The sequence below is a fragment of the Streptomyces sp. NPDC001270 genome (genome assembly GCF_042896695.1).
In the GTDB taxonomy this organism is placed as follows: domain Bacteria; phylum Actinomycetota; class Actinomycetes; order Streptomycetales; family Streptomycetaceae; genus Streptomyces.
The window spans coordinates 155,328-173,917 of sequence record NZ_JBIAXM010000012.1 but is presented as its reverse complement, the minus strand read 5'-3'; the positions used below and the strand labels follow the sequence as shown (position 1 = coordinate 173,917).

At 69.0% G+C, this 18,590-nt stretch carries 17 protein-coding genes and 1 tRNA gene; 9 read left to right on the top strand and 9 right to left on the bottom strand.

What is annotated here, in order from left to right; genetic code table 11:
• The first annotated feature begins 125 nt into the window (after window positions 1–125).
• Together ACFY2B_RS21795 and ACFY2B_RS21790 are read left to right on the top strand one after the other, a co-directional pair.
• On the top strand, window positions 126–566 hold the full coding sequence (locus ACFY2B_RS21795) for a winged helix-turn-helix transcriptional regulator (protein ID WP_390764729.1): 441 nt from the start codon (window positions 126–128) through the stop codon (window positions 564–566).
• A gap of 225 nt (window positions 567–791) precedes the next feature.
• On the top strand, window positions 792–1,382 hold the full coding sequence (locus tag ACFY2B_RS21790) for a TetR/AcrR family transcriptional regulator (RefSeq protein ID WP_390764728.1): 591 nt from the start codon (window positions 792–794) through the stop codon (window positions 1,380–1,382).
• Window positions 1,383–1,580: 198 nt separating this feature from the next.
• Here ACFY2B_RS21790 and ACFY2B_RS21785 read toward each other — a convergent pair whose 3' ends face one another.
• The 3 genes from ACFY2B_RS21785 to ACFY2B_RS21775 all read right to left on the bottom strand — a co-directional run bounded on the left by ACFY2B_RS21785 (window position 1,581) and on the right by ACFY2B_RS21775 (window position 4,454).
• Window positions 1,581–2,405: an enoyl-CoA hydratase/isomerase family protein gene (locus ACFY2B_RS21785; RefSeq protein ID WP_390764727.1), complete on the bottom strand. Its 825-nt coding sequence runs from the start codon at window positions 2,403–2,405 to the stop codon at window positions 1,581–1,583.
• Between the two features lie 394 nt (window positions 2,406–2,799).
• A complete protein-coding gene (locus tag ACFY2B_RS21780) occupies window positions 2,800–3,486 on the bottom strand; it encodes an SDR family oxidoreductase (protein ID WP_390764726.1) in 687 nt (228 codons plus the stop codon).
• Between the two features lie 884 nt (window positions 3,487–4,370).
• Window positions 4,371–4,454: transfer RNA gene (locus ACFY2B_RS21775), tRNA-Leu, on the bottom strand.
• A gap of 499 nt (window positions 4,455–4,953) precedes the next feature.
• Here ACFY2B_RS21775 and ACFY2B_RS21770 point away from each other — a divergent pair.
• From ACFY2B_RS21770 to pknB, 7 genes are all read left to right on the top strand, one after another.
• Window positions 4,954–5,814 (top strand): FhaA domain-containing protein, encoded by an 861-nt coding sequence (locus ACFY2B_RS21770; protein ID WP_390764725.1) that lies wholly within the window; start codon window positions 4,954–4,956, stop codon window positions 5,812–5,814.
• A 10-nt stretch (window positions 5,815–5,824) separates the two neighbouring features.
• Window positions 5,825–6,349, top strand: coding sequence for an FHA domain-containing protein (locus tag ACFY2B_RS21765; protein WP_390764724.1), 525 nt, complete (start codon window positions 5,825–5,827; stop codon window positions 6,347–6,349).
• Window positions 6,350–6,492: 143 nt separating this feature from the next.
• Entirely contained in the window at window positions 6,493–8,043 is a 1,551-nt protein-coding gene (locus ACFY2B_RS21760) for a Stp1/IreP family PP2C-type Ser/Thr phosphatase (protein WP_390764803.1), read from the top strand.
• Between the two features lie 26 nt (window positions 8,044–8,069).
• Window positions 8,070–9,530: an FtsW/RodA/SpoVE family cell cycle protein gene (locus ACFY2B_RS21755; protein WP_390764723.1), complete on the top strand. Its 1,461-nt coding sequence runs from the start codon at window positions 8,070–8,072 to the stop codon at window positions 9,528–9,530.
• A gap of 113 nt (window positions 9,531–9,643) precedes the next feature.
• A complete protein-coding gene (locus tag ACFY2B_RS21750) occupies window positions 9,644–9,994 on the top strand; it encodes a hypothetical protein (RefSeq protein ID WP_390764722.1) in 351 nt (116 codons plus the stop codon).
• 270 nt (window positions 9,995–10,264) lie between these two features.
• A complete protein-coding gene (locus ACFY2B_RS21745) occupies window positions 10,265–11,734 on the top strand; it encodes a peptidoglycan D,D-transpeptidase FtsI family protein (RefSeq protein ID WP_390764721.1) in 1,470 nt (489 codons plus the stop codon).
• Window positions 11,735–11,904: 170 nt separating this feature from the next.
• Window positions 11,905–13,905: a Stk1 family PASTA domain-containing Ser/Thr kinase gene (pknB, locus tag ACFY2B_RS21740; RefSeq protein WP_390764720.1), complete on the top strand. Its 2,001-nt coding sequence runs from the start codon at window positions 11,905–11,907 to the stop codon at window positions 13,903–13,905.
• Window positions 13,906–14,215: 310 nt separating this feature from the next.
• On the opposite strand, the gene ACFY2B_RS21735 is transcribed toward pknB, so the two are convergent.
• The 6 genes from ACFY2B_RS21735 to ACFY2B_RS21710 are packed head-to-tail and all read right to left on the bottom strand — an operon-like array spanning window position 14,216 to window position 18,527.
• Window positions 14,216–14,929 carry a class E sortase gene (locus ACFY2B_RS21735; protein ID WP_390764802.1) on the bottom strand — a complete coding sequence of 238 codons (714 nt, stop codon included), beginning with the start codon at window positions 14,927–14,929 and terminating at the stop codon, window positions 14,216–14,218.
• Between the two features lie 47 nt (window positions 14,930–14,976).
• Entirely contained in the window at window positions 14,977–16,098 is a 1,122-nt protein-coding gene (locus ACFY2B_RS21730) for a class E sortase (protein WP_390764719.1), read from the bottom strand.
• On the bottom strand, window positions 16,095–16,769 hold the full coding sequence (locus ACFY2B_RS21725; protein WP_390764718.1) for an aminodeoxychorismate/anthranilate synthase component II: 675 nt from the start codon (window positions 16,767–16,769) through the stop codon (window positions 16,095–16,097). The genes ACFY2B_RS21730 and ACFY2B_RS21725 overlap by 4 nt, the downstream gene beginning before the upstream one ends.
• Complete coding sequence (locus ACFY2B_RS21720; protein ID WP_376525650.1) at window positions 16,766–16,963, bottom strand: hypothetical protein; 198 nt, start codon at window positions 16,961–16,963, stop codon at window positions 16,766–16,768. The genes ACFY2B_RS21725 and ACFY2B_RS21720 overlap by 4 nt, the downstream gene beginning before the upstream one ends.
• A gap of 16 nt (window positions 16,964–16,979) precedes the next feature.
• The gene (locus tag ACFY2B_RS21715; protein WP_390764717.1) at window positions 16,980–17,675 is read right to left on the bottom strand and encodes a class E sortase; all 696 of its coding nucleotides are present in this window, start codon (window positions 17,673–17,675) and stop codon (window positions 16,980–16,982) included.
• 45 nt (window positions 17,676–17,720) lie between these two features.
• Window positions 17,721–18,527: a DUF881 domain-containing protein gene (locus ACFY2B_RS21710; protein WP_390764716.1), complete on the bottom strand. Its 807-nt coding sequence runs from the start codon at window positions 18,525–18,527 to the stop codon at window positions 17,721–17,723.
• Window positions 18,528–18,590 lie beyond the last annotated feature (63 nt).

Here is an 18,590-nt window from a genome sequence, read left to right as displayed (position 1 = left end):
GCTAGGCTGACAACAGCCTGCGATTGGCGCGCCGTACACGCCGTACGCGACGTACACGCCGTACGCGACGTACACGCCGTACGCGACGCAGGCAGATGAAAGCGATGCAGGGAGAGGGAGCCACTGTGCCTGAAGCCGCGCACGACGAGCCGTCCTGCTCCATCGAACGCAGTCTGCAAGTGCTGGGCGAACGCTGGACGCTGCTGATCATCCGGGAGATCTACACCGGAAAGCACCGCTTCGCGGAGATCCAGGACTCGCTGGGCATCGCGCCGAACCTGCTCAGCACACGGCTGAAGACGCTGGTCGGCGCGGGAGTCCTGCGCACACGGACGTACCAGGTGCCGGGCAGCCGGCCCCGCGACAGCTACCACCTGACCCCGGCCGGTGAGGAACTCCAGGTGATCCTCGCCGCGCTCCAGCAATGGGGGGACCGCCACCGGCCACGCCCCTCGGGCCCCTTCGCCCTGCGGCGCCAGCGGTCCACGGGGCGGCCGGTCCACGTCGGTTTCATCGCCGACGACGACGCGCGTGAGGTCGCCGCTTCGGACGTCGACCTGGTCTAGGGAACGGTGCGCCGATCCGGGGAACGGTGCGCGGGCGCGTGGGCCGACACCGATCCCCATGACGCACACCATCCAAGATGACGCACAACACCCAATTTGAAGATGTGTCCTGTCATCCTCGAAGGCGAATATGGCCAGCTCAGGGCCGGTTTATTGCCCTGTATGTATGATGGGCGTCATCTAGTTTCCGAGCGGTCGATGCCGCTGTGCGAAGGGAGGCCCGACGTGGGGCACTCACAGGCGGAGAAGGCGGCGTCCCGTGAGCGGGTGCTGCGGATCGCGGCCCGCAAGGTCCGCGCGGAGGGCGTCACCCGCCCCGGCATCGCCGAACTGATGCAGGAGGCGGGCCTGACGCACGGCGGCTTCTACAAGCACTTCGCCTCGCGTGACGATCTCGTCGCCCAGGCCGTGACCACGGCGCTGTCCGAGGGCACGGCGAAGATGGAGCAGGCCGCCCGCAAGAACGAGCAGGAACCGCGCACCGGCCTCATCGACGCCTACCTCGGCAAACGGCACCGCGACGCACCGGCCACCGGCTGCGCCCTGGTCACGCTCGGCGCCGCGGCCGGACGCGGGGACAGGGACTTCAAGGAGGCATACGAGAAGCAGGTCCGCGCCTATCTGGACCTGATCGCCGGTCTCGGCGAGAACGCGGAGGAGGCCAGGGCCGAGGCCATGCTCACCCTCAGCGCCCTGGTCGGCGCCTCTCTCATGTCCCGGGCCGTCGCCGACCCCGCCCTCTCCGACGAACTGCTCGGCAAGGTCGCCGACCAGCTCAAGCAGCACGGGTCACCGGCCGCGCCCCCCGCCGCCTGACATTCCCCGCAGCCCAACACCCCCCACTGCCCGACATCGCCGGTGCCAGTGCCAGTGCCGGCGCCGGCCGACCTGCCGCACCACGGCCAGGGCCTGACCGCTTCCGATGCCGCCGGGGCGGGGCCGTGACACCACGGCCCCGCCCCGGCGGGGGTCTCCCCGATTTCCCCCCGAGGGGAGGCGCTCGGGTCCGGGCGCTCAGTGCCGCTCCGCGACCTGCTCGCCCAGGTCCAGCTCGACGCCGTCCGGCTGCTGCAGGCCGCGCTCGAAGAGGCGCCGTACCCGGTGTTCGTTCTCCGGCCGCCCCGCCGTACGAAAGTACGCGGAGAGTGCGGAACCGAACTCTTCATCGGGCATGCGGGTGCTCGCGTCGACCAGTGCCTTGGTCTCGGAGACGGCGACCTTGTCGAAACCCGCAATGCGACGGGCGAAGGCATCGACGAAGTCGTCCAGTTCGCCCTCGGGAAGGACGCGGTTGACGTAGCCGTACTCAGCGGCCAGCCGTGCCGGGAAGTCGTCCGCCCCCAGCAGAATCTCCATCGCCCGGCCGCGGCCCACCAACCTGCCGAGGCGCCCCGACGGGTTACCGCCGGGCACGGCCCCGACACCGACTTCGAACTGGCCCAGGACGGCGTCCGGCCCGGCGAAGCGGATGTCCGTCGCCAGCGCGAACTCGCTTCCCGCCCCTCGGGCACGCCCCTCGATCGCGGAGATCGTGACGGCCGGGACCCTGCCGAGGCGGACGAGGTTGTCCGCGTACGGGTGAAGTCCTGTGGGACCGGGCTTCATGGCGGCGATACGCGCCCTGTCCGCCAGGAAGTCGAAGTGCGCCATGAAGAAGTCGGGGTTGGCGCTCCGGAAGACCACCACGGTCAGATCCGGAGCCCGCTCGATGCGGTCCACCAGAGCGGCAAGCTGCTCGATGGTGTCCACGTCGATGAGGTTGATCGGGCCATTGGAGAAGGTCACCCGCCAGTAGGACGGCGACACTTCGCTCACATGAAACTGCGGTTCGTCACTCATACGCGAGAGAGTATCTGACTCCTTTTTTTAAAGCTAGATCGGACTGCACTGCACTACACCTCCGCACAGCCGCCCGGCACCGACAGCCAGCAGCCAGCAGCCAGCAGCCAGAACGGCATTGCACGCGGCACATCAGGACGATTACGAGCGTCACCACCCCCGCCGGACACGACAGCGTCCACCATCAGACTTGCAAAAACAAATCCAGCAATGCCATCCTGTCCCGGCCATTCAGGATGTTACTCATCATCCTGAATGGCCGCCCGCCACTACCCTTCCCGTCCTGGCGATCGGCGGAGCGGCCGGCATCCAGGACGGCGCCGCGGGCTCCGGCGGACGACCGGCCGGCCCCGGCGGCTGACCGATTCGGACGCCGGCGCCTGCCATGGCCCCCTCAGTGGTCGAGCGGTTGCGACAGGGCGCTCTTGACCTGCCTGGTCCGCTCGTCGGTGAGGACCTCGACCCGGTCGTTCTCCAGGGCTTCCATGGTCTGCTCGGCGACGTCGGCCGCGCCGATCTTCGGTGCGTCCGTGAAGGAGCTGAGTTCCGTCTCCACGAAACTGGCGTGCACGCCGATCACGAGCGTCCCCTGTGCACGCATGCCTTCCCGCAGCGCGCCCGTCAGCGACCACTGGGCCGCCTTGGATGCCGCGTAGCCGGGGTAGTCCGGCCGCGAGGCCCAGGAGGCGGTCGACAGCATGTTCACCAGCGCACCGCCGCCGTTGCGGGCCAGGACGGGGGCGAAGGCACGGGAGACGGCCCAGGTGCCGAAGTAGTTGACCTCCATCGCCTGCCGTGCGCCGTCCAACGAGCCCTCCCAGAGCTTGGTACTGAAGCCTCCGACGCCCGCGTTGTTGATCACGATGGTGACGTCACCCGCGGCGACGGCGGCCGCGACGACCTCCTCCGGATCCGTGACGTCCAGACGCAGCGGGGACAGGTTCTTGTCGCGCACGCTCGCCGGGTCGCGGACACCGGCGTAGACCTTGTCCGCTCCGCGGGCGAGCAGCGCACGAGCGAACTCACGGCCGATACCGCGGTTGGCCCCGGTCACCAGGGCGACGGATCCCTTGATCTCCATCGCGCTTCCTCCTGTCAGTGTCTGCTCCGCGAGCGGCACCGCGGTCTGGCTCCGCCCGAGCGGCACCGCGGGCAGGTGACGTCCCCGCGACCGGCTCGCCCCGGCCGCACCGCGCAGGCCATGCCGGTGCGCGTGCGCGACGTGCGCGGAAAGGGACACCCCGGCCTGGCCGGGCCTGGATCTCGCACCGCCGTTCCGGGGCGACGCCGGACGGACGGGCAGTCGCACAACCGCCCCCGCGGAACGTGTGTCCTCCCCTGCCAGCCTGCACCGAACCCCACGGCTGCGCATCACGCCGCCGCTGCCGCCCGCCGCCGGGCAGCACCGGGCACGGGACCGACGGCAGCGGACCGATGCGGGACCGGCGACAGGGGACGAGCACGGGAGCGACGACAACGGACCGGTACGAGACCGACGACAGAGGACGAGCACGGGAGCGGCGGCCACGGACGTCGGCGATTCCCCCGAACGGGACCGGCGTTCCGCCCTGTTCACCGAGTTCCCGCTCGCCGCCTGCGTACGACCCCGCCACGGGCCGCCGAGTCCGAAGATCCTCGACCGGACTGTGCGCACGCGGACACGGAACCCGAATTCCCCGTCGGCGCCCGCGCCTTCCACGGCCCGGACCCGACGAGTGGCAACTCCCCGTCCGCCCGGTCGGCCCGCGACGCTCCACCGCCGACGCACGAAGATCCGCCACTCACGCACCGGCCGGGCCGGTCCCGGCCGTGAGATAGGTCACCGGCGACGCCGGCGGCACCCGTCCACAGGCTGTGCGATGCCTCACAACCGCCGGCCGCGTCGCACAACGTCGCACAACGAGAAAGGGTCCCTGCCGTTGACTTCCGTCACCGGCGGGGACCCGTTCCGTCGCTACTTCTCGGTGCGCGAGGGGGGAGTTGAACCCCCACGCCCTTGCGGGCACTGGAACCTGAATCCAGCGCGTCTGCCTATTCCGCCACCCGCGCATTGGGTGTGTCTTCCGGTTCTGACCCTTTTGGGCTGGCGCCTTCCGACATGCAGAAGATTAGCACGCCGGACAGGGTGGGTTCACATCACTTCTGACCGCCCTCCAGCCGCCCCCGACCTCGCTCCAGGGCCCCTCCGGCACCCCGGGAACCGCATCGCGTATCAAGCTGTCCTGGTTCGCGTATCAACCTCGTACCGGTCCGGGCCATCTCTTCATGAGGAGGGCCGGGTCCACAGCCGGGTGCGGGACACTTGTCCCCACTCGCCTCTACGATCCTTGACAGGAGGAGTTCGCAGGGCGGCCGTCCGGGGAACCGGTCGATCGGCGGGCGCGTGGATACGATCAGTAAGCAGTACCAGGACGGGCGGGCGGTTCCGGGACCGCTCGGCAGGACCAGGCAAGTGCGGCAGTAGCAGCAGCAGTAGTAATAGTGACTGTCGCGGCAGCGGTAGCGGCAGCGCGGCAGGGAAGAACGGCAACGACGGAGGAGGTGCCCCATGGGAGTCCTGAAGAAGTTCGAGCAGCGTCTCGAAGGTCTGGTCAACGGCACCTTCGCCAAGGTGTTCAAGTCCGAGGTCCAGCCCGTGGAGATCGCCGGAGCGCTCCAGCGGGAGTGCGACAACAACGCCACCATCTGGAACCGGGACCGGACCGTCGTCCCCAACGACTTCATCGTGGAACTGAGCGCCCCGGACTTCGAGCGGCTCAGCCCCTACTCGGGCCAGCTCGGCGACGAGCTGGCCGGCATGGTGCGCGACTACGCCAAGCAGCAGCGCTACACCTTCATGGGCCCGATCAAGGTCAACCTGGAGAAGGCGGACGACCTGGACACCGGCCTGTACCGGGTCCGCAGCCGCACCCTCGCCTCCTCCAGCGACCAGCAGGGTCCGGCGCCCTCGGCGGCCGGGCGGCCCGGCACCGGCGCCGCTCCGGGCGGCTACGGGTACCCGCAGCCCGCCACGCCCGCGGGAGCGCCCCCCATGCCCTCGTCGCCGCCGCCCGGCGCCCGTCCCGGCGGCTACGGCTACCCGCAGCCCGCGGGCCGGCGGCCCCCGGCCGCCCCGGCGGGCGGCGGCCGCACCCGCCACTGGATCGAGATCAACGGCACCCGCCATCAGATCTCCCGCCCGACGCTGGTGCTGGGCCGCAGCACCGAAGCCGACGTGCGGATCGACGACCCCGGCGTCTCCCGCCGGCACTGTGAGATCCGGACCGGAACGCCCTCGACGATCCAGGATCTCGGCTCCACCAACGGCATCGTGGTGGACGGGCAGCACACCACCCGCGCTACGCTCCGCGACGGCTCGCGGATCGTCGTGGGCAGCACCACCATCATTTACCGGCAAGCCGAAGGGTGAAGCGGGGGCAATGTCAGAGCTGACCCTCACGGTCATGCGGCTGGGCTTTCTGGCCGTACTGTGGCTGTTCGTGATCGTGGCCGTGCAGGTCATCCGCAGCGACCTGTTCGGTACGCGCGTCACCCAGCGCGGGTCCCGCAGGGACGCCGGGCGCCAGCAGGCCGCCCGGCAGGCCCCGCCGCAGCAACAGCAGCAACGTCAGCAGCGCGGCCAGCAGAGCGGCGGCCGTCAGCGCCGCAACGCCCCCACCAAGCTGGTGGTGACCGAAGGCACACTGACCGGGACCACGGTCGCGTTGCAGGGCCAGACGATCACCCTGGGCCGGGCGCACGACTCCACGATCGTGCTGGACGACGACTACGCCTCCAGCCGCCATGCCAGGATCTACCCGGACCGCGACGGCCAGTGGATCGTCGAGGACCTGGGGTCCACCAACGGCACGTACCTGGACCGGTCCCGGCTGACGACGCCCACGCCGATCCCGCTGGGCGGGCCGATCCGCATCGGCAAGACCGTCATCGAGCTGCGGAAGTAGTGCTACATCATGAGTGAGCGCGAGCGGAGCGAGCACGCAACGGCGGACCGCGGTGCGGTCCCGGGCGCGCTCCCGACCGGAGGGTGGGCAGGGTGGCTCGACACGACCGGCTGTACCCGGAGCAGCCGACCGGCGAGGTGCGCATGAGTCTGTCACTGCGCTTCGCCGCCGGATCGCACAAAGGCATGATCCGGGAGGGCAACGAGGACTCCGGTTACGCCGGTCCCCGGTTGCTCGCCATCGCCGACGGCATGGGCGGCCAGGCGGCCGGCGAGGTCGCCTCCTCCGAGGTGATCTCCACGCTGGTCACCCTCGACGACGACGTGCCCGGCTCCGACATCCTGACCTCCCTCGGCGCCGCCGTGCAGCGCGCCAACGACCAGCTGCGCGCCCTCGTCGAGGAAGATGCGCAGCTGGAGGGCATGGGCACCACGCTCACCGCCCTGCTGTGGACCGGCCAGCGCCTCGGTCTCGTGCACGTCGGCGACTCCCGCGCCTACCTCCTGCGGGACGGCGTCCTCACCCAGATCACCCAGGACCACACCTGGGTGCAGCGGCTCGTCGACGAGGGCCGGATCACCGAGGAGGAGGCCACCACCCATCCGCAGCGTTCGCTGCTGATGCGTGCGCTAGGCAGCAGCGAGCACGTCGAACCCGACCTGTCGATCCGCGAGGTCCGGGCCGGCGACCGCTATCTGATCTGCTCCGACGGCCTGTCCGGCGTGGTCTCCCACCAGACGATGGAGGAGACCCTCGCCAGCTACCAGGGCCCGCAGGAGACCGTGCAGGAGCTGATCCAGCTCGCGCTGCGCGGCGGCGGCCCCGACAACATCACCGTCATCATCGCCGACGTCCTCGACCTGGACACCGGTGACACCCCCGCCGCCCAGCTGTCCGACACCCCCGTGGTGGTCGGCGCGGTCGCCGAGAACCAGCTCCACCTGCACGACAACGGGATCATGCAGACCCCGGCGGGCCGCGCATCCCACCTCGGCCGCCAGGCGCCCGGCCAGGGCGGCGGCGAGTTCGGCCCGCCCGGCAGCGGCGACACCACCGGCTACGTACCGGCCGACGGCTTCGGCGACTACGGCGACGACGACTTCATCAAGCCGCGCAAGGGCCGCAGGTGGCTGAAGCGGTCCCTGTTCGGCGGTCTCGCCCTCGTCGTCATCGGCAGCGGCCTCTACGGCGCCTACCGCTGGACCCAGACCCAGTACTTCGTCGGCGTCAAGGACGAGCACGTCGCGCTGTACCAGGGCATCAGCCAGGACCTGGCCTGGGTGTCGCTGTCGAAGGTGGAGCAGGACCACCCCGAGATCGAACTCAAGTACCTGCCGCCCTACCAGCAGAAGCAGGTGAAGGCCACGATCGCCGAGGGCGGTCTGGGGGACGCCCGGTCGAAGGTCCAGGAGCTGGCGGTGCAGGCCTCCGCCTGCAAGAAGGAGACGGAGCGGCAGACCGTCCAGGGCGGCAGCAACGCCAAGACGGGCAAGGGCGCGAGCGGCGGCACCGCCGGAACCAGCCACACCTCCCTCACGTCCAAGACCTCGCAGTCACCGAACCCGTCGGCTTCCCCGGGGACTTCCTCGTCCTCGCCGAAGTCCACGACCACGACCCCGTCCGCGCCCCCCAGCCCCGGCCCCACCCTCTCGGAGGATGAGCAGAAGGTCGTCTCGCTGTGCGGTAAGCAGTAGGCAGCCGTGAGAGGCCCCGTCACACGATGAGCAGTTCTACCAACACGTCGACGCACCACACGTCCACGATCGGCTCCATCGGCGCGCCGAGCCGGCGCAACACCGAGCTCGCGCTGCTGCTGTTCGCCGTCGCCATCCCGGTGTTCGCCTACGCCAACGTGGGCCTCGCCATCAACGACCAGGTCCCGCCGGGCCTGCTCAGCTACGGCTGCGGGCTCGGCCTCATCGCGGGCGTCGGCCACCTGGCCGTACGGAAGTTCGCGCCGTACGCCGATCCGCTGCTGCTGCCCCTGGCCACGCTCCTCAACGGCCTCGGACTCGTCGTCATCTGGCGGCTCGACCAGTCGAAGCTGCTGCGGTCCATCAACCAGGCCGGCAACGCGGCGCCCCGCCAGCTGTTGTACACCGCGATGGGCATCGCTCTGTTCATCGTCGTGCTGATCTTCCTCAAGGACCACCGCGTCCTGCAGCGCTACACCTACATCTCGATGTTCGGCGCGCTGGTGCTGCTCCTGCTGCCGCTGGTGCCCGGCCTCGGCGCCAACATCTACGGCGCCAAGATCTGGATCAACATCCCCGGCCTGGGCTCGCTCCAGCCCGGCGAGTTCGCGAAGATCGCCCTCGCCATCTTCTTCGCCGGGTACCTGATGGTGAAGCGTGACGCGCTGGCCCTCGCCAGCCGCCGCTTCATGGGCCTCTACCTGCCCCGCGGCCGCGACCTCGGACCCATCCTGGTCGTCTGGGCCATGTCGATCCTCATCCTGGTCTTCGAGACGGACCTCGGCACCTCGCTGCTGTTCTTCGGCATGTTCGTCATCATGCTGTACGTCGCCACCGAGCGGACCAGCTGGATCGTCTTCGGTCTGCTGATGTCCGCGGTGGGCGCCGTCGGTGTCGCGAGCTTCGAACCGCACGTCCAGCAGCGTGTCCAGGCCTGGCTCAACCCGCTGCACGAGTACAAGCTCAGCCAGCAGGGCGTGCTCGGCCACTCCGAGCAGTCGATGCAGGCGCTGTGGGCCTTCGGCTCCGGCGGCACCCTCGGTACCGGCCTCGGCCAGGGCCACTCCGACCTCATCCGGTTCGCCGCCAACTCGGACTTCATCCTGGCCACCTTCGGCGAGGAGCTGGGCCTGGCCGGCCTCATGGCGATCCTGCTGCTCTACGGCCTGATCGTGGAGCGCGGTGTCCGCACCGCCCTCGCCGCCCGCGACCCCTTCGGCAAGCTGCTCGCCGTCGGCCTCTCCGGCGCCTTCGCGCTCCAGGTGTTCGTCGTGGCCGGCGGTGTGATGGGCCTCATCCCGCTGACCGGTATGACGATGCCGTTCCTCGCCTACGGTGGTTCGTCCGTCATCGCGAACTGGGCACTCATCGGCGTGCTGATCCGCATCAGCGACACCGCGCGCCGCCCGGCCCCGGCCCCGGCCACCAATTCCGACGCCGAGATGACCCAGGTGGTCCGCCCCGGCAGCGTCAGTCCCGTCGAGTGATTCCGATCACCATCATCAAGATTATTTTATTTCAGGTACGCCATCGCTAGGCTGACGGTTGATCATCGCCGTCCCTTGACCACGGGACGGATCGACCAACAAACGGGGATCTCATGCTTCGCTTAGGTTCACGCGGCAAGCGCATCGCCTTTGGCACGGCTGCCGCGCTCGGCGCCGCACTGTTCACGGTGACCAGCGCCACCAGCGCGCAGGCCGCTTCATACGGGGGCAGCTGGAACACGGACGACGTCAAGATCCGCAAGGGCCCCAGCACCGACCTGGCGATCGTGGACCGCGGCTACAAGGGCGATGCCGCCGGAGTGAAGTGCTGGGTCAACGGCGAGGGTGTCTACGGCAACACCACCTGGTGGTACGTAAAGAACCTGAACTCCAGCGCGAATGTCTGGGGCTACACCTCCGACTACTACTTCAACGTGACCGGCGGCAAGCCGCCGAAGTGCTGAACAACTGCTCAGAGCCTGGCTGATGGACGGCTTCCGGAACCGGCGTCCGCCGCCACCGGAAGCCGTTCACGGTTTTCCGGAACCCACCGCGCCCGAGACTCGTCTCTTGAGCAGTCACATCAGTCGTTGCGGACCACCCCGCCCGGGAGCCACAGTCCGTGCCCCTAAACTGTGGGCGGCCGAGAATGAGCGCCAGCACCATCGGCATTGACACCGACACCGACAGACTGATGCAACAGGCGCACCTGTCAGCTTGTGGAAAGGCCGGATGTGAACAAGCCATTGCGCCGGATCGCGATCTTCTGCGGCCTCCTCGTCCTCACGCTACTGCTCAGGGACAACTGGCTCCAGTACGTCAAGGCCGACAGCCTCAAGACCGACCCGCTGAACCGCCGCGTCAATATCGCCCGCTATTCCGTTCCGCGCGGTGACATCGTCGTCGACGGCGACCCGGTAACCGGCTCCGCCGAGACCAAGCACGGCGACTTCAAGTACAAGCGCACGTACCAGAACGGACCCATGTGGGCCCCGGTCACCGGCTACTCTTCCCAGGCATTCGGCGGCACCTTCCTTGAGGGCGTCGAGGACAGCATCCTCACCGGCGACGACGACCGGCTGTTCTTCAAGAACACCCTCGACATGGTCACAGGGAAGCCGAAGCAGGGCGGCAACGTCGTCACCACGCTCAGTGAGGCCGCACAGAAGGCGGCGTACGACGGTCTGAAGGCGCAGGGCGGCAAGGGCGCGGTCGTCGCCCTCGACCCGTCCACCGGCAAGATCCTGGCGCTGGCCTCCTACCCGTCGTTCGACCCGTCGTCGCTGGCGGGTTCTTCCGACACCGATGCCAAGTCCTGGAACACGCTGAGGGCCGACAAGGCCGAGCCGTTGCTGAACCGGGCGCTGCGCGAGACCTACCCGCCGGGCTCCACGTTCAAGTTGGTCACCGCGGCGGCGGCTCTGGAGAACGGGCTGTACACCTCGGCCGACGAGAAGACGGACTCGCCGCTGCCGTGGATCATGCCCGGCACGACCATGCCGCTGCGGAACGAGGGCAACCTCCCCTGCAAGGACGCCACCATGCGCGAGGCGCTGCGGGTGTCCTGCAACAGCGTCTTCGGCAAGATCGGCTCCGATCTCGGCAACCAGAAGATGCTGGACGAGGCGAAGAAGTTCGGCTTCGACGCTGAGCAGTTCATCCCGACCCGCTCCGCCGCCTCCGTGTTCGACGACAACATGAACCAGTCGCAGACCGCGCAGTCCTCGATCGGCCAGTACAACACCGCCGCCACCCCGCTGCAGATGGCCATGGTCGCCTCGGCGGTCGCCAACGACGGCAAGCTGATGAAGCCCTACATGGTCGACAAGCTCCAGTCGTCGAGCCTGGACACCATCGAGCAGACCAAGCCCGAGGAGCTGAGCCAGCCGCTGTCCTCCGACAACGCGCAGATCCTCCAGTCGATGATGGAGACGGTCGTCAAGAGCGGTACCGGTACGAACGCGCAGATCCCCGGCGTCACCGTGGGCGGCAAGACCGGTACCGCCCAGCACGGTGTCGACAACAGCGAGAAGCCGTACGCCTGGTTCGTCTCGTATGCCAAGCTCCCCGACGGCAGCTCACCGGTTGCCGTGGCCGTGGTCGTCGAGGACGACAAAGCCAACCGCGACGACATCTCCGGTGGCGGTCTCGCCGCGCCGATCGCCAAGAACGTCATGGAGGCGGTCATCAACTCCAAGCAGTGACCGCCGTCACATCCCCTTCACATCGGCGCACGGTGCGATACCGGTCCTGTATCGGGTTACGGGCTTGGCCAGGTCACACAGAGCGAGCCGGGTACGGTAGGCCCGGACGGCAGCCTCCGGCCGCGCACACCGCGCCGGCCGGGACCGACGGAGAGGGCTGGTAGGTAGCTATGGAAGAGCCGCGTCGCCTCGGCGGCCGGTACGAGCTGGGCCAGGTGCTCGGCCGTGGTGGCATGGCGGAGGTCTACCTCGCGCATGACACCCGGCTCGGCCGCACCGTGGCGGTGAAGACGCTGCGCGCCGACCTCGCGCGCGACCCGTCCTTCCAGGCCCGGTTCCGCCGGGAGGCCCAGTCCGCCGCCTCGCTCAACCATCCCGCGATCGTGGCGGTCTACGACACGGGCGAGGACTACATCGACGGGGTCTCGATCCCGTACATCGTCATGGAGTACGTCGACGGCTCCACGCTCCGTGAGCTGCTGCACAGCGGCCGCAAGCTGCTGCCGGAGCGTGCGATGGAGATGACCGTCGGCATCCTCCAGGGCCTGGAGTACGCGCACCGCAGTGGCATCGTCCACCGTGACATCAAGCCCGCCAACGTGATGCTGACCCGCAACGGCCAGGTCAAGGTCATGGACTTCGGCATCGCCCGCGCCATGGGCGATGCCGGCATGACGATGACGCAGACCGCGGCGGTCATCGGCACCGCGCAGTACCTCTCGCCGGAGCAGGCCAAGGGCGAGCAGGTCGACGCCCGCTCCGACCTGTACTCGACGGGCTGCCTCCTCTACGAGCTGCTGACGGTACGCCCGCCGTTCGTCGGCGACTCCCCGGTCGCGGTCGCCTACCAGCACGTCCGCGAGGAACCGCAGGCGCCGTCGGTCTTCGACCCCGAGATCACGCCCGAGATGGACGCGATCGTGCTGCGCGCGCTGGTCAAGGACCCGAACTACCGCTACCAGTCCGCGGACGAGATGCGCGCGGACATCGAGGCGTGCCTCGACGGCCAGCCGGTCGCGGCGACGGCGGCGATGGGCGCGGTCGGCTACGGCGGCTACCCGGACGACCAGCCCACGACCGCGCTGCGCGCGGACGGCGGGGCACCGGCGACGACGATGCTGCCGCCGATGAACCCGGACGACGGCGGCTACGGCTACGACGAACGCCCCGACCGGCGCCGCCAGCCGCAGAAGAAGAACCACACCTCGACGATCCTCCTGGTGGTCGCGGGCATCCTGGTCCTGGTCGGCGCGATCCTGATCGGAAAGTACCTGGTCAGCGGGGACGGCGACGTGGGCGGCGGCAAGATCCCCACCCCGCACTTCGTCGGCGAGACCGAGAAGAACGCCCGGAAGATGGCCGACAACGTCGGCCTGTCCGTGACCACGACCAGCAAGACCTGCGAGAACCAGCCGAAGGGCAATGTCTGCTCGCAGGACCCGGTCGCCTCGACGGAGATCAAGAAGGGTGAGACCGTCACCCTGGTGATCTCGACCGGCGCCCCGAAGGTCACGGTGCCGGACGTGCGGGGCGTGGCCTTCGACGAGGCGAAGTCCCAGCTTGAGGAGAAGGGCTTCAGGGTCGAGCAGAAGACCCAGGAGTCCGACCGGACCCCCGATGTCGTCATCAGCCAGGACCCCGAGGGCGGCACGGACAAGCAGAAGGGCACCGTGATCACGCTGACGGTCGCCAAGGCACCGGAGACGGTGGCCGTGCCGGACGTGCGGAACCAGACCTGTGAGGCCGCCCAGAAGCAGTTGCAGGACAACCAGCTCACGCCGGGCTCCTGCACCGAGGTGGACACCACCGACCCGAACATGGTCGGCAAGGTCGTCCAGACCAACCCCGCGGCGGGACAGCAGGTCAAGAAGGGCACCTCGGTCCAGATCCAGATCGGCAAGGCCGCCCAGCAGACGACGGTTCCGGAGGTCCGCGGCGGGACGGTGGCGCAGGCCAAGCAGACGCTGAACGCCGCCGGCTTCACCAACATCCAGTTCGCGAACGGCAGCGACCAGAGTGACGGTGCGCTCGTCACCGGCGTGAGCCCGAACCCGGGTTCGCCGGTCGGCGATCCCGGCGGCACCGTGATCACGCTGACGACCGCGGGCGGCAACGGAAACGGCAACGGCGGCAACGGCAACGGCGGCTTCTGGGGCATGGAGCACGGCTGATCCGCCCGTGACGCCGCAACGGCTCAGGGCCCCTGCCGGGACTTCCCGGCGGGGGCCCACGCCTTTTCCGTCCCGGAACGGCCGCGCGGCGGTCACCGCGCCAATCGTGTCGGACGCGCTCATCGCGACGTCGGGCGAACACCGCAGGGAGTTGATCGCCCTGCGGGCGGGGGCCGGCGCAATGCACGACGGCTCCAGCAGCAGGCGCGGCAGCATCGGCTTGAGCTGGGAGAGGACCGGCCTGCCGTCAGCGTCACGGCGGCCGTGGCAGGCGTGAACGGAACGGCCGGCCCTCAGGGCGGCCCGGCGCTCAGCGCAGTTCCTTCGGCGGTGTCCGCTTGCTGTCGACCTTGTCCACACGGACCAGTTCACCCCACACCACGTAGCGGTACTGGCTCGTGTAGACCGGGGTGCAGGTCGTCAGGGTGATGTAGTGGCCGGGCTTCTTCTTGCCGGACTCCTCGGGGACCTGGTCGAGGACCTCGACGTTGTACTTCGAGGTCTCGGGGAGGACGGCGTACGTCCGGTAGACGTACCAGTCGTCCTTCGTCTCGAAGACGATCGGGTCGCCCTTCTTCATCTTGTCGATGTTGTGGAACTTGGCGCCGTGGCCGTCGCGGTGGGCGGCGAGGGTGAAGTTGCCCGTCTTGCCGGTCATGGGGAGGACAGCCTTGGCCGGGTCGGTGTAGTAACCCGCCACGCCGTCGTTCAGGACCTCCGTCGACGTGCCCTTCTCGACCAGCACCTCCCCGTTCTTCATCGCGGGCACGTGCAGGAAGCCGATGCCGTCCTTGGTGTCCAGCGCGCCGGGTCCGGTGTCCTTGGCCCAGTGGTCGCGGACCTTGTCGGACTGTTTGCCGGCCGCGCGGTCGGCGACGACGTTCGTCCACCACAGGGAGTAGGCGACGAACAGGGCGAGCACCAGGCCCGCGGTGATGAGGAGTTCACCGAAGACGCTGATCGCCAGGGCGATCCGGCCCGTCCTCCGGCGTCCCGGCTCCGGCACCGCCCCGGGTGCGGACATCTGGTCCTGGGTGTCGTCGGCGGTCGCTGACACAGTTCATCTGTCCTTTACTGGACGAGTGCATCCGGCTTGCCCTTGCTGCGCGGCCGTTCCTCGACCATCTTGCCCCAGACGATCAACCGGTACTTGCTGGTGAACTCCGGCGTGCAGGTGGTCAGGGTGATGTAGCGGCCCGGCGCGGTGAGACCCGACCCGTTCGGTATCGGGTTCAGCACGCTCGTGTTCGACGGCGACGTCACCGGCAGGGTCGACGCCACCTTGTACACGAAGTACTCCTCCTGCGTCTCGACCACGACATCGTCACCGGGCGTGAGCTTGTTGATGTACCTGAACGGTTCGCCATGGGTGTTGCGGTGGCCCGCGAGCCCGAAGTTGCCGGTCTTGTCGGACGGCATCGCGGTCTTCAGCGGTTCCTCGGAGTAGTGCCCGACCATGCCCTTGTCGAGGACCTTCTTGTTGCTGACGCCCTCGGCGATCGGGACCACGACGTCCAGTTTCGGGATGTGCAGGATGGCGAAGCCCTGTCCCGGCGCGAACACCCCCGGTGCCCGCTTGCCGCTCTCCCAGTCCTGCTGGAGGTTGTTGGCCTCGTTGCCGGCCTGTGCGTGCGCCCGGACGTTCGTCCACCACAGCTGGTAGGTGACGAACAGCAGCATCAGCACACCGGTGGTGATGAACGCCTCGCCTATCACCCGGCTCGCGACCACGGCCGGGCTCGGTCTGCGCAGCCGGGCCTGCCGCCGGGCCTCGACCCGGGACAGCGGCGCCCTGGGCTCGTCCCCCTGCGGCGCCGGCTCGGCCGCTCTGGCGCCGCCGCCGTGACGCCCGCCGCGCCGTTTGGCGGCCTTTCTGCGGGCCGCACGGCCGCCCGGCTCGGGTCCCGTGGCCGATGAGCCGGGAAAGGCGCCAGAAGGCGATTCAGCGGCGGCCGTGGACCCGTCGGCAGCCAACAGCGGAGGCGGTATCCGCAGCGCGACCGTCTCGTCGTCGGCCGGGGGCAGGTAGGTCTCCTCCCGCCCGGCCGGGGACATGCCCGGCTCGTCGGCCGGGGGCAGGTACGGCGCCTCCCGCTCGCCCTGATCGCGCCGGTCCGCGGGAGCGCCGGAAACCTCGTACGACTGATCCCCGTACGAGGCGTCGGTCTCGCGCTCCGGGCGCAGCGCGGTCACGCCGTGGCCCTGCCCACCACCGGGGCGAGCCCCGCCGACCTCGCCACCGCGCCCTGGTCCCCGCACTCCACCAGCCAGTTGGCGAGCATCCGGTGGCCGTGCTCGGTCAGCACCGACTCGGGGTGGAACTGCACGCCCTCGACGGGCAGTTCCCGGTGCCGCAGGCCCATGATGATGCCGTCGTGGGTGCGGGCCGTGACCTCCAGCTCCGGCGGGACGGTGGCCGGCTCGGCGGCCAGCGAGTGGTACCGGGTCGCCGTGAAGGGGGAGGGCAACCCGGCGAAGACTCCCTTGCCCCCGTGCTCGACCGGTGAGGTCTTGCCGTGCAGCAGTTCGGGCGCGCGGTCCACGACACCGCCGTACGCCACCTGCATCGACTGCATGCCGAGACAGACGCCGAAGACCGGGACGCCGGTGGCGGCGCAGTGCCGGACCATCTCGACGCAGACCCCGGCGTCCTCGGGAGTGCCGGGGCCGGGCGACAGCAGGACGCCGTCGAATCCTCCCCCGCTCCCGGCCGAGCGGAAGCGGGAGGTGCCCCCGGGGACGTGCGCCGTCGACACCTCGTCGTTGCGCAGCACCTCGCACTCGGCGCCCAGCTGGTACAGGTACTGGACCAGGTTGAAGACGAAGCTGTCGTAGTTGTCGACGACGAGAATCCGCGCACTCACTGGTTGTCCACCGTCACATCGTTGAAGGGCAGCAGCGGTTCGGCCCAGGGAAAGACGTACTGGAACAAGACGTAGACCACGGCCACGACCAACACGAGGGAGATCATCGCCTTCACCCACGCGTTGCCCGGCAGATGCCGCCAGATCCAGCCGTACATGCCGCCCCTTCCGTAGCGCCACGGCACCAGACTCACGCCGTACGCCACCAGACTAACGGCGCAGCGCCTTCGGTTTGCCTGCCTCCACGGGCTGTGTGGAGTCCAAATGCGCCCAGACGATCAACCGGTGACTGTGGCCCCATTCGGGATCACACGTGGTCAGCGTCAGATAGCGGCCCGGACGAGAGTATCCGGACATACGCGGCACCGGGTCGATCACCGCGACATCGGTCGGAAGTGTTTTGTAGGGGCCTTTGTCGATCCGATAGGTGAACCAAGTGGTCCCGTCCGTGAGCACCACCGCGTCCCCGCGCCGCAGTTCGGGGAAGTCCTTGAACGGATCTCCGTAGGTGCGCCGGTGCCCGGCGACCGAGAAGTTACCCGTCCCGCCCAGCTGAGCGGTGCTCGCGTAGTGGCCCAGTCCTTCCTTCAGGACGTCCGTGCCGGTGCCCTCCAGCACCGGCTTGTTCCACGTGAAACCGAACCGCGGGATGTACATGATCGCGAAAGCCTTGCCGTCGCGGTACGGGGCGGGCCGGGCGGGTGGGGCGGTGCCCGTGGCGGTTTTGGGGTCCGCCGGCTCGTGCACGGCGCCCTGCGACCACTGCTGCTGGAGCCGGTCGATCTGGGCGCTCATGGCACTGTCGGCCTTCACCCCGGTCCAGAACAGCACGTACGCGACGAAGAGGACGATCAAGGCACCGACGGTGATGCACAGCTCGCTGACGGTTCTCACGATCACGCGCACCGGCAGCTCCTGTACGGACGCCCTCACGTACTGATCGGCGGGCTCCTACTCGACGGGTTTCGCGTAGTGCAGATCCACTGTGCCCGAGTAACCCGGCAGAGTCACCGCCCCGTCGTCGGTGACTTTCCAGCCGAGGCCGTAGACGTTGACGTACACCAGGTAGTTCTGGATGGCCGGGGAATCGGTGAGCGCCTTGCGCAGCTTCGCCGGATCGCCCACCGCCGTGATCTTGTACGGGGGTGAGTAGACGCGGCCCTGGAGGATCAGCGTGTTGCCCACGCAGCGCACGGCGCTGGTGGCGATCAGCCGCTGGTCCATGACCTTGATCCCTTCGGCGCCGCCCTGCCACAGGGCGTTCACCACGGCTTGCAGGTCCTGCTGGTGGATGACCAGGTAGTCCGGCTGCGGCTCCGGGTAGCCGGGAAGCCTGGCGGTGGCGTTGGGCGGGGCGTCGTTGAGCGTCACCGTGACCGCCTTGCCGGTGAGCTTCTGGGTGCCCGTGTCCTTCTCCAGCCCGGAGAGCCGATCGTCCTGCGCCTTGCTGCTGCCGTCGTCGCGCTCGGCCAGCGCCTCGATCTCGTCGTGCGCTCCCGCGTTGGACTCGTCCAGTTCCTTGTTCTTGCGGCTGCGCTCCTGGATCAGGTCGGACAGCTTCAGCAGGGAGGCATCCGTGCGGATGTCCGTACCCTTGGCCGTGTCGAAGCTGGTGAAGAAGATGAGCCCGGCGAGGGCGAACACGCCCACCGTGAGGATCCGCACCGGCCGCAGGCGCGGCGAGCCGGCCTGCCGATCCGCGCGGACCTGCGGGGAACCCGTTGATCTCCTCCCGGGGGAGTCGGCAGAATTGCTCAACGTACCCTTATCTCCTTCGGCGCCGCGGAACCACTACGCTAACGGACGCCCGGGGGAGTACTC